Below are 13,220 nucleotides of genomic sequence, written 5' to 3' on the forward strand. Positions count from 1 at the left end.
TCACCCCTCGCTGACGGCGGCACCCAGTTCGGCCGCCAGGGCGCGGGTCTCGGCCATGACCTGCTCCAGCCGGGCGGCATCGGTGCCGCGGGCCACGATGGCGACCAGCGAGCGGCCCTCGGTGAACGAGGGGTACGAGCCCACGTCCACCTCGGGGTGGCGGTCCTGGATGCGGGTCAGGCCTTCGGCCAGATCGCCCTCGCGGACACCCAGGGTCACCGAGCGGGACAATTGCGGCGGTCCTTCCGCCAGGGTGTGGCGGATGCCCTCGAACATGGCGCGCAGGATGGAGGGAACGCCCGCCATGACGAAGACGTTGTCCAGGCGGAAGCCGGGGGCCTGGCTGATGGGGTTGTCGACCAGTTGGGCTCCGGCCGGGATTTCCGCCATCTTGAGGCGGGCGGCATTGAGCTCGCCCTCGCCATAGCGGCTTTGCAACCGGCGGACGGCTTCCGGGTTGCGCTCCAGGGCGACGCCGAACGTCCTGGCCACCGCCGCCGAGGTGATGTCGTCATGGGTGGGGCCGATGCCGCCGCTGGTGAAGACATAGGTGTAGGCGGCCCGAAGGGCGTTTAGGGCGGCGACGATGGCCGCCGGATCGTCGCGGACGATGCGCACCTCGGCCAAGGTGATGCCGCGCGCCGCCAGTTCCTTGCCCAGATAGGCGACATTGGAATCCTGGGTGCGTCCCGACAGGATTTCATTGCCGATCACCAGGATCGCCGCATTGGCCATGACCGCACTCCCATATCAGGGAATGATATTATACCCACTCCCGCAGGATGGCGACCAGGGGGATGTCGGCGGGGGGCATGGGCAGGTCGCCCAGGCGGGGCACGCGGATCCAGCGCAGTTCCTGGCCTTCGCGGGCGCTGGGATTGCCCTTCCATACCCGCACCAGATACAGCGGCATCAGCAGATGGAAGGTGTCGTAATCGTGGGAGGCGAAGGCGACGGGGGCTAGGCAGCTTTCCCGCACGTCGATGCCCAGTTCCTCCTCCAACTCGCGGACCAGGGCGGCCTCCGGGGTCTCGCCGTCGTGAATCTTGCCGCCGGGGAACTCCCACAGGCCTTCCATGCTCTTGCCGGTGGGGCGCGACGCCATCAGCACGCGGCCGTCGCCGTCCACCAGGGCGGCGGCCACCACCAGCACGGTGGGGCGGAGCGAGCGGGCCATCAGCCACTCGGCCCTGCGCAGCTGGAAGACGGGAGAGATGACGCTTTCGCCCCGCGCCGGCATGGGGCAGGCGTCGACCCGGTGGAAGGTGAGTCCCACCTTCTCCAGCACCCGCTTGGAACCGGTGTTGTCGGGGTGGAACTGCGCCCAGACCCGTTCGAAGCCCAGGGTGTCGAACAGATGGCGGATCAGGCGGTTGGCCGCCTCGGTGGCATAGCCCTGGCCCCAGAAATCCTTGCCGATCCAGTAGCCCAGTTCCGGCGTGCCGTCCCGTTCCAGGCCAAAGCCCATGACGCCGACCAGCACGCCGTCGGTGGTGCGCTCCAGGGCCAGGGCGACGCCCTTGTGCTCGATGCGGCGGACTTCCTGGGCGGCGACGAAGGCCTTGGCGTCGTCCACGGCATAGGGGTGGGGAATGGCGGCGGTGAGGCGCACCACATCCCAGTCGCCCAGCAGCGCCACCAGGGCGTCCAGGTCCTTGTCGCTGACCGGCCGCAGGCGCAGACGGGCCGTGAGCAGGGGATGACCCGCCCAGACCGTGCCCGGTTCCCGGCAACCCCGCTCCGCCATGATGCCGTCTCCGTTCCTCAGGTCCGATAGGACCCATTGATGTCGATATACGCGTGCGTCAGGTCGCAAGTATAGACGGTCGACCGTCCCTTGCCCACGCCCACATCCACCTCGATGACGATGTCCTTGCCCTTGAAGTGGGCGGCCACCGGGGCCTCGTCATAGCCGTGGGCCATTTCGCCCTTGTCGGCCACCAGCACGCCGCCCATGCGGATGGAGAGCCGGTCGCGGTTGGCCTTCTCGCCGGCCTTGCCGACGGCGGCGACCACGCGACCCCAATTGGCGTCCTCGCCGGCGATGGCGGTCTTGACCAGGGGGGAGTTGGCGATGGACATGCCGATGGTCCGCGCCGCCTTCTTGCCGGCGGCGCCGGTCACGTGGATGGTGACGAACTTGGTGGCGCCCTCGCCGTCCCGGACCACCTGCAGGGCCAGGTCGAGCAGCAGGTCGAACAGCTTGGCCTTGAAATCGGCCAGGCGCTTGTCCTTGGCGTCCTTGATCACCTTGTTGCCGGCCTTGCCCGTGGCGAACAGCATCAGGGTGTCGCTGGTCGAGGTGTCGGAATCCACGGTGATGGCGTTGAACGACTTGTCCACGCCCTTGCTCAGCAGGTCCTGCAGCACCTCGGCCGGCAGGGCGGCGTCGGTGAAGACGTAGGACAGCATGGTGGCCATGTCGGGCGCGATCATGCCGGCGCCCTTGGCGATGCCGTTGATGATCACCGTGGTGCCGTCGATCACCGCCGTGCGGCTGGCGCCCTTGGGGTAGGTGTCGGTGGTCATGATGGCCTGGGCGGCCTCCAGCCAGTTGCCGGGCTGCAGCTTGGCGCGCACGTCGCCCAGGGCGGCGGTGATCTTCTCGTCGGGCAGGCGCACGCCGATGGTGCCGGTCGACGCGATGTAGACCTCGGAGTCCTTGCAGCCCACCAGGGCGGCGGTGGACTCCACCGTGCGCTTGACCGAGGCCACGCCCACCGAGCCGGTGAAGGCGTTGGCATTGCCGGAATTGACCACCAGGGCGCGGGCCGAGCCCTTGGCCACGGCGGCGCGGCACCATTCCACCGGGGCGGAGGCGGTCAGCGAGCGGGTGAAGACGCCGGCGGCCGTGGTGCCCTTGTCCATCTCGACCATCAGCAGGTCGGTGCGTCCGGCATAGCGCACGCCGCAGGCGTGGCTGGCCAGCCGGATGCCGGCGATGACGGGCATGTCGGGGAAGCGCTCGGGGGCGAGGGGGGAGATGGCGGTGGTCATGGCGGGAAATCCGTTGTCGCAGGGTAAAAGGCCCGGCCGTTTTCGACGGCCGGGCCATTCAGGCTTTTACTTCTTGGCCGCTTCGAGCGGCGTGCCGTCGGGCTTGAACCGCTTGATCTTGGCCTTCTCGCGCAGTTCGACGACCATCTTTTCCTGCAGTTCCTCGGCGATCTGGCGGGCGATCACCGGCTTGGCCTGGTCATAGGGAGGAATGGAGGCCATCCGCTTGTCCTCGACCTTGATCACGTGATAGCCGAACTGGGTCTTCACCGGGGTCTTGGACAGCTCGCCCGGGCGCATGGCAAAGGCGGCGGCCGCGAATTCCGGCACCATGGCGCCCTGGACGAAATAGCCCAGATCGCCGCCCATGGCGCCCGAACCGGTGTCCTTGGAACGGGTCTTGGCCAGTTCGGCGAAGTCCATGCCGCGGTTCAGATCGGCGATGATCGAACGGGCGCCTTCCTCGGTTTCCGCCAGGATGTGGCGGGCGTGCACTTCTTCCTGCGGCTGGAAGTTCTTGACGGCCTGGTCATAGCGGACCTTGACGGCCTCGTCGGTGACGGCGCCGCGCACCTTCTTCTGCATCAGGGCCTGGGCCATGAGCTGGATCTCGACCCGCTTCAGCGCGGCCTTGACGTCGGGATCGGCGTCCAGCTTGTCGCGCTTGGCCTGCTCGTAGACCAGCTGGTTGTTGATGGCCACTTCGAGCACCGCCTCGTAGGGGGCCTGGGGGCCCATCTGGCGGCCGTATTCGGCCAGCTGCGACATCTTGATGTCGGAGCCGTTGACGTTGGCGACAACGGAATCGGCGGCGATGGCCGGGCTGGCGGCCAGCCCTGCCGCCAGGGAGAGGGCGAGCATCGGGCGGCGCGCGAACAGCATCTTCATGAGCGAACGTTCCTTCTCGTCGATGGCCCGGGCGCCAGGAGCGGCGCCCACGGCCGAGACAACAGTGCCTGCGGTTGAACCACAACCGGAGGGTCGGCACAAGTGGTCGATTGGTATCACCCTGGAATGCGGCAAAGTCATGGCGGAATTCCGCGCCCACCCAGCACTGGATTCGGAACCGACTCTGTGCAATATGGTTCCCCGACTTCGCAGGCCAGGGCGCGCCGCCATACGCGCGCGCCGGCGCCACCCAATCCAAGCCCCCGGCCAGGGCGTGCCTGTAAGACGTCGTGTCGGACCAAGTGGAGGAAATTATGACTGTTCGCGTTGGCATCAACGGCTTCGGCCGCATCGGTCGCATGGTGTTCCGCGCCGTGGCGAAGGAATTCCCCGAGATCGAGATCGTCGGCATCAACGACCTCCTCGAGCCCGACTACCTCGCCTACATGCTGAAGTACGATTCGGTGCACGGCCGCTTCGGCGGTGACGTCTCGGTCGAGGGCTCGAACCTGATCGTCAACGGCAAGAAGGTTCGCCTCACCGCCGTCAAGGACCCGGCCGAGCTGAAGTGGGACGAGGTCAAGGCCGACATCGTCATCGAGTCCACCGGCCTGTTCCTGTCGGCCGACGTGGCGGAAAAGCACATCAAGGCCGGCGCCAAGAAGGTCCTGATGTCGGCTCCGTCCAAGGACGACACTCCCATGTTCGTCTATGGCGTGAACCACGAGAAGTATGCCGGCGAGAAGATCGTCTCGGCCGCCTCGTGCACCACCAACTGCCTGGCCCCCGTCGCCAAGGTGCTGAACGACAACTGGGGCATCAAGCGCGGCCTGATGACCACCGTGCACGCCGCCACCGCCACCCAGAAGACCGTGGACGGCCCGTCGTCCAAGGATTGGCGCGGCGGCCGCGGCATCCTGGAGAACATCATCCCGTCGTCCACCGGCGCCGCCAAGGCCGTGGGCAAGGTGCTGCCCGAGCTGAACAAGAAGCTGACCGGCATGGCCTTCCGCGTCCCCACCTCGGACGTCTCGGTGGTCGACCTGACCGTCGAGCTGAACAAGGACGCGTCCTACGAAGACATCTGCAAGGCCATGAAGGCGGCGTCCGAGGGCGCGCTCAAGGGCGTGCTGGGCTACACCGAGGATAAGGTGGTCGCCACCGACTTCGTCGGCTGCAACATGCCGTCCATCTTCGACGCCGACGCCGGCATCGCCCTGGACAGCACCTTCGTCAAGGTCGTCACCTGGTACGACAACGAGTACGGCTACACCTGCAACATGCTGCGCTTCCTGCAGCATATCGCCAAGTAAGCAGCCGACGGCTTGCGGGCGGAAGGGTCTCCCTTCCGCCCGAATTCCATTCAGATCATCAAGGGGGCAGTCATGTTCCGGACCATCGACAAGCTGGACGTCCAGGGCAAGCGGGTGCTGGTGCGCGCCGATCTCAACGTGCCGGCCAAGGACGGCAAGGTTACCGACACCACCCGTATCGACCGCTCGGCCGCCACGCTGATCCAGCTGGCCGCCAAGGGCGCCAAGGTCATCGTGCTGACCCATTTCGGCCGCCCCAAGGGGCGCGAGGACAAGTACTCGCAGAAGCTGCTGGTCGAGCCGCTGGCCAAGGCCGTGGGCAAGGCGGTGGCCTGGGCCGACGACTGCATCGGGCCGGACGTGGAAAAGCTGATCGCCTCCATGAAGGACGGCGACATCGCGCTCCTGGAAAACGTCCGCTTCCATCCCGAGGAAGAGAAGAACGATCCCGCCTTCGCCAAGGCGCTGGCCGCGCTGGGCGACGCTTACGTCAACGACGCCTTTTCCACCGCGCATCGCGCCCACGCCTCCACCGAGGGGCTGGCCCATCTGCTGCCGGCCGCCGCCGGCCGCCTGATGCAGGCCGAGCTGGAGGCGCTGGGCAAGGCGCTGGAAGCTCCCGAGAAGCCGGTGGCCGCCATCGTCGGCGGCGCCAAGGTTTCCACCAAGCTGGACCTGCTGGGCAATCTGGTGAGCAAGGTGGACTACCTGATCATCGGCGGCGGCATGGCCAACACCTTCCTGTTCGCCCAGGGCAAGCAGGTGGGCAAGTCCCTATGCGAGAAGGATCTGGCCGACACCGCGCGCGCGATCCTGGAAAAGGCCAAGGAGGCCAAGTGCCACATCGTCCTGCCGGTGGACGCCGTGGTGGCCGGCGAGTTCGCCGAGAACGCCGCCAATGAGGTGGTCTCCGTCGATGCGGTGCCCGCCGACAAGATGATCCTCGACGCCGGTCCGGCCTCGGCCGAGGCCATCATCGACCGTCTGGGCGGCTGCAAGACCCTGGTGTGGAACGGTCCGCTGGGTGCCTTCGAGATCGCTCCCTTCGACAAGGCCACCAATGCCGTCGCCCAATGGGCGGCCGAGCGTACCCTGCAGGGCAAGCTGCTGACCGTGGGCGGCGGCGGCGACACCGTTTCGGCCCTGGCCAAGGCGGGCGTGGAGGAGAAGTTCTCCTACATCTCCACCGCCGGCGGCGCCTTCCTGGAATGGCTGGAAGGCAAGGAGCTGCCGGGCGTGGCCGCGCTGCACGTCCAGCCCGAACAGGTGCGCGGCACCGGCTGCGGCTGTGGCGCCGGTGGCGCCGGCGGCTGCGGCTGAGATTGAAGCCTGCCATTCTTCATCGTCACCCCCGGGCTTGACCCGGGGGTCCATGGATGGCCGGGTCAAGCCCGGCCATGACGATTTTCAGGGGTAGTCCATGACCGTTCATTTCATCGGTGCCGGCCCCGGCGCTCCCGACCTGATCACCGTGCGGGGGCTGAACCTGATCCGCCGCTGTCCGGTGGTGCTTTACGCCGGTTCGCTGGTGCCGCCCGAGATCGTGGCCGAGGCCATGCCGTCGGCCCAGGTGGTCGATACCGCGCCGCTCAATCTGGACGAGATCATCGCCGAGATGGCCGAGGCCCATGCCGGGGGCCATGACGTGGCCCGCGTCCATTCCGGCGATCCCTCCATCTATGGCGCCATCGCCGAGCAGATGCGCCGCCTGGACGCGCTGGGCATTCCCTATGACGTGACGCCGGGCGTTCCGGCCTTCGCCGCGGCGGCGGCGGCGCTGTCCACCGAACTGACCCTGCCCGACATCAGCCAGACGGTGATCCTGACCCGAACCTCGGTGCGGTCTTCGGCCATGCCCAACAACGAGGATCTGGCAACGCTAGGCAAAAGCGGCGCGACGCTGGCCATCCATCTGTCGGTCAGCAATCTGGCCCATGTGGTCAAGGAGCTGTCGCCCCTTTACGGCGCGGACTGCCCGGTGGTGGTGGCCTTCCGGGTGGGCTGGCCGGACCAGAGCTTCATCCGCGGCACGCTGGCCGACATCCGCGACAAGGTCAAGGCGGCGGGTCTGACCCGCACCGCCCTGATCCTGGTGGGCCGCGTGCTGGGCGGCGCCGAGTTCACCGATTCCCGCCTGTATGCCGAGGACCACACCCACGTGCTGCGCCCCGCGAAGGGGTAAGACTCGGGCCAAACAACGTCCTATAGTACGGGCCACCATGCTCGACCTGCCTTTCGATCTTCCCGAATTTGTTCCCGGCTCCGTCTGGCTGGCAGGCGCCGGTCCCGGCGATCCCGGGCTGCTGACCCTGCTGGCCCTGCACGGGCTGCGCGGCGCCGACGTGGTGATTCACGACGCCCTGGTGGACCCGCGCATCCTGGCGCTGATTCCCGCCGCGACGGCGGTGGAATCCATGGGCAAGCGCGGCGGCGAGGCCGCGTCCAACAAGCAAAGCGACATCACGGCGCGGCTGATCGAGCTGGCCCGGGCGGGCAAGAGGGTGTTGCGCCTCAAGGGCGGCGATCCCTTCGTCTTCGGGCGCGGGCCGGAAGAGGCCCTGGCCCTGATGGCGGCCGGCATCGCCTTCCGCGTCGTGCCGGGCATCACCGCCGGCATCGGCGGGCTGGCCTATGCCGGCATTCCGGTGACCGCCAAGGAGACCAATTCGGCGGTGGCCTTCGTCACCGGCCACGGCCCCGACGGGGATCTTCCCGACGCGTTCGACTGGGATGCCCTGGCGCGGGGTGCCCCTGTCCTGGTGTTCTACATGGGGCTGAAGCATCTGGACCGCCTGACCGCGCGGCTGATGGCGGCGGGACGGCGAGGCGACGAGGCGGCGGCCCTGGTCTGCAATGCGGCGACGGAACGCCAGACCGTGCTGGAGACCACCCTGGCCGAGGCGGCCGGGGCGGTGGAGCGGGCCGGCCTCAAGCCGCCCGCCTTGTTCGTGGTCGGGCCGGTGGTGGAGTTGCGGCGCCAGCTGGACTGGTGGGCTCCATGATCGAGGTCATCACCGATCTCGCCCATGCGGGCCTGGGCATCTGCCGCGTCGGCATCGACGGCAACGAGAATCTGATCCTCGGCCTGTTCGTCACCGGGCTGGTGGGCAGTCTGACCCATTGCGTCGGCATGTGCGGCCCCTTCGCCCTGTCCCAGGTGGCGGCGCGGATGGAGGCCATTCCCTTCGAGCGCATGACCGAGATGCGGCGGCTGGCCGGGGCGGCGCTGCTGCCCTATCATCTGGGCCGGGCCACCACCTATGGCGCCCTGGGCGCCGCCGCGGCCGGCTTCGGCGGCATTCTGGGCGGCGCCGGGTCGTTCCGCCTGCTGGCGGCGGTGCTGCTGGGGGTGGCGGCGCTGCTGCTGCTGGCCATGGCCTTGCCCGGGATCAAGGCGCTGGCCGGTTCGGGCGGCGACAGTCGCTGGGCGCGCGGCGTGGGCCGTCTGGCCGGGCCGCTGTTCGCCCGGCCGTTCGGGCTGCGCGGCTGGGCGCTGGGCGTCATGCTGGGCTTCATTCCCTGCGGCCTGCTCTATGCCGCCCTGGCGGCGGCGGCGGCCGGGGGCAATGCGGTGGCCGGGGCTTTCGGCATGCTGGCCTTCTGGGCCGGCACCGTGCCCATGCTGGTGCTGGTGGCAGCAGTGGGACAGGCGGCGGTGTCCCATTGGCGGGCTCCGCTGTTGCGGGCGGCGCCCGCGTTATTGGTTTTGAATGCGGGAATGCTGGGCTTCATGGCCTGGCAGCTTCTCGCCTCGTGAACACGGAGAGACTTGCATGAAGTTCTCGCGCAGCCTGCTGGCCCTGATGGCGGTGATCGTCATCGCCTTCGTGGTGATCGGTGTCCGCCTGGTCATCTGGAGCGGCAACAATTCAGAGGGCGCCAAGGCCATTCCGGCCATCGGCGGTCCCTTCCAGTTGACCGACCATAACGGCAAGCAGGTCAGCGATCGCGATTTCCGCAATCGCTACATGCTGATCTTCTTCGGCTACACCTTCTGCCCCGACGTCTGCCCGACTACCCTGTCGACGGTGACGGCGGCCATGGAGAAGCTGGGCACCGGCTACGGCAAGAAGGTGGTGCCCATCTTCGTCACCATCGATCCCGAGCGCGACACCGTGGCGGTGATGAAGGAATACGTGGGAGCCTTCTCGCCCGATATCGTCGGCCTGACCGGCACGCCGGACGAGATCGCCAAGGTGGCTAAGGAATTCAAGGTCTACGCCGCCAAGGTCAAGGGCGACCGGCCCGAGCATTACACCGTCGACCACTCCGCCATCCTTTACCTGATGGGGCCGGACGGCAAGTTCGTCGCCCACTTCACCCACGGCATCTCCGCCGACGATCTGGCGGCCGGATTGAAGAAGCACGTTGGCTGAGGGTAAGGCGGGGGCTGAGAATAGGGGCGGGGCTGGGTCCAAGGGGCTGATCATCGCCGCGCCCTCGTCTGGCAGCGGCAAGACCACCCTGACGCTGGGCCTGCTGCGCCTGCTGGCCCGCAAGGGGCTGGCGGTGGGCTCGGTCAAGGTGGGGCCGGATTACATCGACCCCGCCTTCCACGCCGCCGCCTCGGGGCGGCCCTGCTACAACCTGGATTCCTGGGCCATGCGGCCCGAGAGTCTGGGCGCCCTGGCCGCCAGGGCGGCGTCGGGGGCCGAACTGCTGGTCTGCGAAGGCGTCATGGGCCTGTTCGATGGCGCCTTCGTCCCGGCGGGGCAGCCTGACGGCAGCACCGCCGATCTGGCCGCCGCCACCGGCTGGCCGGTGGTGCTGGTCATCGACGGACGCGGCATGACCGGTTCGGCGGCGGCGGTGCTGGCCGGCTTCGCCCATCTCAGGCCCGAAGTGCGCATCGGCGGGGTGATCTTCAACCGGGTGGTGGGCGACAAGCACAAGGCGGCCATCGCGGCGGCTTGCGCCAGGGCCTGTCCCGGCATCAGCCTGCTGGGCTTCCTGCCGCCGTCGTCCGGGCTGGAGACGCCGTCGCGCCACCTGGGGCTGGTCCAGGCCGCCGAACGCGCCGATCTTCAGACTTTTCTCGACGGCGCCGCCGCCCTGGTGGCCGAGCATGTGGACGTGGACGGGCTGGCCGCCCTGGCCCAACCATCGCGTCTGGCCGGCGGGAGTCTGGGGGCCATGATCCCGCCCCTGGGGGCACGCATCGCCGTGGCCCGCGACACCGCTTTCGCCTTCGCCTATCCCGCCCTGCTGGAGGGCTGGCGTCAGGCCGGGGCGGAACTGTCGTTCTTCTCCCCCCTGGCCGATCAGGGGCCGGATGAGGCCGCCGACGCGGTCTATCTGCCGGGCGGCTATCCCGAGCTGCATGCCGGTCGGCTGGCGGGCAATGCCGGGTTCCTGAACGGCTTGCGCCGCGCCGCCGCCGCTGGGGCGGTGCTGTACGGCGAATGCGGCGGCTACATGGTGCTGGGCCGCGGCATGGAGGATGCCCAAGGCGTCCGCCACGCCATGGCCGGGCTGTTGGGCCTGGAAACCTCCTTCGCCCGGCGCCGGCTGCACCTGGGCTACCGTCGGGCCGCCCTGTACGCCGCTGGTCCGCTGGGCGAGGCGGGGCAGGGCTATCGCGGGCACGAATTCCACTATGCCTCCGTCCTGGCGGAACAGGGGGCGCCCCTGTTCTCGGTGGCCGACGCGCCGGGGGCGGATCTGGGCCATGCCGGACTGGTCGAGGGGCGGGTGACGGGCTCGTTCGTTCATCTCATCGACCGGTTTGCCGGGTCTTGAACTTGCTGCGGCGCAGCATGAAATGAATCCCTGGTCAAGGCGAATTCTGCATCACAGTGCAGAATAATTTTGTTGCTTGGATTGTCATCGGCCTGTAACAAAAAACCACGCCACCGTTCCAACCAGCCTGGGATCGACGGATATGCTCTATCACCTGCACGAAATGCAGCACCACGCTTTCGCCCCCATGCGCATGCTGGCCGAGGCCATGCAGTCGGTCTACAGCCATCCCTGGGTGCCCATGGCCTATACCAAGTTCGGCCGCACGGTGGCGGCCACGGCCGAGTTGGTGGAGCGCACCACCAGGCGCTACCCCAAGCCGCCCTTCAACCTGCACAGTACGGTGGTGGACGGCGAGACGGTGAACGTGGTCGAGCAGGTGACCCATCACACGCCCTTCTGCAACCTGCTGCATTTCAAGCGCAACGTCGAAGGGCGCAACGACCCCAAGGTCCTGCTGCTGGCCCCCATGTCGGGCCACTTCGCCACCTTGCTGCGCGGCACGGTGGAGACCATGCTGCACGAGCATGACGTCTACATCACTGATTGGATCGATGCCCGCAACGTGCCGCTGGCCCAGGGCAATTTCACCCTGGACGACTATATCGACCTGCTGGTGGAATTCATGGAGGTCCTGGGGCCGGATACCCACGTCATGGCGGTGTGCCAGCCTTCGGTGCCCATGCTGTGCGCCGTGTCGCTGATGGCTGCGGCGGGCAATCCCAACCAGCCGCGCTCCATGCTGATGATGGGCGGTCCCATCGATACCCGCATCAATCCCACCAAGGTCAACGACGTCGCCACCCACAAGCCCCATTCGTGGTTCGAGCGCACGGTGATCCATTCGGTGCCCATGAACTATGCCGGGCACGGCCGCAAGGTCTATCCCGGCTTCCTGCAGCTGCACGGCTTCATGAGCATGAACCTGGAGCGCCACGTGGGCGAGCACGTCAAGCTGTTCCAGAACATGGTCAAGGGCGACGGCGATTCCGCCGCCCAGCACCGCGAGTTCTACGACGAGTACCTGTCGGTGATGGACCTGCCGGCCGATTACTACCTGGAAACCATCGGCAAGGTGTTCCAGGAGCATCACCTGCCGCGCGGCATCATGGAATCAAGGGGCCGCAAGGTCGATCCCGGCGCCATCCGCCACACGGCGCTGATGACCATCGAGGGCGAGAAGGACGACATCACCGGCGTTGGCCAGACCAAGGCCGCCCACGACCTGTGCTGTAATCTGGCGCCCGAGAAGCAGCGCTACCATTTGCAGCCCAAGGTGGGCCATTATGGCGTCTTCAACGGCCGCCGCTGGCGTGAAGAGGTCTATCCCAATGTCCGCGAGTTCATCCGCCAACACGACAAAGGCTGATTCCGAAGCGGAAGGTCCGCCGTTCTGGCGGACCACGCCGCTGTCGGCCATGACGCGGGAGCAGTGGGAATCCTTATGCGACGGCTGCGGCCGCTGCTGCCTGCACAAGCTGGAAGACGCCGACACCGGCGAGATCCACTACACCAACGTGGCCTGCCGGCTGCTGAACCTGCACACCTGCGGCTGCAAGAGCTATGCGAAGCGCTGGGACTCGGTGCCGGACTGCGTCGAGCTGAGCCCGGTGGTGCTGGCCGGCATCAAGTGGTTGCCGTCCACCTGCGCCTACCGGGTGCTGTCGGAGGGCAAGGTGCTGCAATGGTGGCACCCCCTGGTCTCGGGCGATCCCGAGAGCGTGCACCGCGCCGGCATCTCGGTGCGCGGCAAGGTCATCGCCGAATCCCGCGCCGACCTGCTGGACTATCATGTGGTGACCTGGCCGGAATAGCCCGGAGCGCCGAGCATCAAGTGGACGTTCGGCGGATTAGGGCTATTCGCTCCCAAGGGGCGCCGCTCAGCCCACCATGCGCTGGGAGGGAAGGGAGGCTTCCCGCCGCCCCATGTGGCCGATCCAGCGCCGGGCCAGGTTGACCAGGGCGCGACGCTCCAGAGCCTCTGGCTTGCCGCCCCGCCAGCCATCCAGCAGGCGGCGGGCCGAGGCGATGATGGCCATGTGATCGCCTTGGGGGACCTCGTCGCGGGCGAAATGGGCGACGATGGTGCGCAACAGGGTTTCCAGCGCCATCTCCACCACCACGGGCGGCGCGCCGACCGAGCGGGCGACATCGATCTCGTTGAGGAGGCTGATCACCTGCCGGTGCTCCGCATCCACCCGGGCATGGCCCACCGAGTATCGATTGTCCCAGATCGCGATCATCCCCATTGGTCCCCGAATTTACCCTTTGTTAAGAGTGACT

At 67.7% G+C, this 13,220-nt stretch carries 14 protein-coding genes; 9 read left to right on the forward strand and 5 right to left on the reverse strand.

The genetic code is table 11. From position 1 onward, the window contains the following. From AMB_RS02615 to AMB_RS02630, 4 genes are all read right to left on the reverse strand, one after another. Complete coding sequence (locus tag AMB_RS02615; RefSeq protein WP_011382951.1) at positions 1–735, reverse strand: competence/damage-inducible protein A; 735 nt, start codon at positions 733–735, stop codon at positions 1–3. Between the two features lie 28 nt (positions 736–763). Further along, positions 764–1,747, reverse strand: a complete 984-nt coding sequence (locus AMB_RS02620; RefSeq protein WP_011382952.1) for a bifunctional GNAT family N-acetyltransferase/(deoxy)nucleoside triphosphate pyrophosphohydrolase — start codon at positions 1,745–1,747, stop codon at positions 764–766. Positions 1,748–1,764: 17 nt separating this feature from the next. After that, the gene (argJ, locus tag AMB_RS02625) at positions 1,765–2,997 is read right to left on the reverse strand and encodes a bifunctional glutamate N-acetyltransferase/amino-acid acetyltransferase ArgJ (RefSeq protein WP_011382953.1); all 1,233 of its coding nucleotides are present in this window, start codon (positions 2,995–2,997) and stop codon (positions 1,765–1,767) included. A 66-nt stretch (positions 2,998–3,063) separates the two neighbouring features. Beyond that, positions 3,064–3,885, reverse strand: a complete 822-nt coding sequence (locus tag AMB_RS02630) for a peptidylprolyl isomerase (protein ID WP_043743252.1) — start codon at positions 3,883–3,885, stop codon at positions 3,064–3,066. A gap of 314 nt (positions 3,886–4,199) precedes the next feature. On the opposite strand from AMB_RS02630, the gene gap reads away from it, so the two are divergent. From gap to AMB_RS02675, 9 genes are all read left to right on the forward strand, one after another. Continuing rightward, positions 4,200–5,198: a type I glyceraldehyde-3-phosphate dehydrogenase gene (gap, locus tag AMB_RS02635; RefSeq protein ID WP_011382955.1), complete on the forward strand. Its 999-nt coding sequence runs from the start codon at positions 4,200–4,202 to the stop codon at positions 5,196–5,198. Between the two features lie 72 nt (positions 5,199–5,270). Beyond that, entirely contained in the window at positions 5,271–6,518 is a 1,248-nt protein-coding gene (locus AMB_RS02640) for a phosphoglycerate kinase (protein ID WP_043743254.1), read from the forward strand. Positions 6,519–6,618: 100 nt separating this feature from the next. Further along, positions 6,619–7,380 carry a precorrin-4 C(11)-methyltransferase gene (cobM, locus tag AMB_RS02645; RefSeq protein ID WP_011382957.1) on the forward strand — a complete coding sequence of 254 codons (762 nt, stop codon included), beginning with the start codon at positions 6,619–6,621 and terminating at the stop codon, positions 7,378–7,380. Positions 7,381–7,417: 37 nt separating this feature from the next. Then, positions 7,418–8,200, forward strand: coding sequence for a uroporphyrinogen-III C-methyltransferase (gene cobA / locus AMB_RS02650; protein WP_070108644.1), 783 nt, complete (start codon positions 7,418–7,420; stop codon positions 8,198–8,200). Beyond that, positions 8,197–8,955 (forward strand): sulfite exporter TauE/SafE family protein, encoded by a 759-nt coding sequence (locus AMB_RS02655; protein ID WP_011382959.1) that lies wholly within the window; start codon positions 8,197–8,199, stop codon positions 8,953–8,955. Before cobA ends, AMB_RS02655 begins: the two co-directional genes overlap by 4 nt. A 16-nt stretch (positions 8,956–8,971) precedes the next feature. Further along, positions 8,972–9,574, forward strand: coding sequence for an SCO family protein (locus tag AMB_RS02660; protein WP_011382960.1), 603 nt, complete (start codon positions 8,972–8,974; stop codon positions 9,572–9,574). Continuing rightward, complete coding sequence (locus AMB_RS02665; protein WP_050750611.1) at positions 9,567–10,937, forward strand: cobyrinate a,c-diamide synthase; 1,371 nt, start codon at positions 9,567–9,569, stop codon at positions 10,935–10,937. Before AMB_RS02660 ends, AMB_RS02665 begins: the two co-directional genes overlap by 8 nt. Before the next feature lie 142 nt (positions 10,938–11,079). Then, positions 11,080–12,306 (forward strand): polyhydroxyalkanoate depolymerase, encoded by a 1,227-nt coding sequence (locus tag AMB_RS02670; protein WP_011382961.1) that lies wholly within the window; start codon positions 11,080–11,082, stop codon positions 12,304–12,306. Beyond that, a complete protein-coding gene (locus AMB_RS02675; RefSeq protein ID WP_011382962.1) occupies positions 12,269–12,751 on the forward strand; it encodes a YcgN family cysteine cluster protein in 483 nt (160 codons plus the stop codon). Before AMB_RS02670 ends, AMB_RS02675 begins: the two co-directional genes overlap by 38 nt. A 66-nt stretch (positions 12,752–12,817) precedes the next feature. Here the strand turns inward: AMB_RS02675 and AMB_RS02680 are convergent, their stop codons facing one another. After that, positions 12,818–13,180, reverse strand: a complete 363-nt coding sequence (locus tag AMB_RS02680; protein ID WP_148207269.1) for a hypothetical protein — start codon at positions 13,178–13,180, stop codon at positions 12,818–12,820. Positions 13,181–13,220 lie beyond the last annotated feature (40 nt).

The organism is Paramagnetospirillum magneticum AMB-1, assembly GCF_000009985.1.
Lineage (GTDB): Bacteria > Pseudomonadota > Alphaproteobacteria > Rhodospirillales > Magnetospirillaceae > Phaeospirillum > Phaeospirillum magneticum.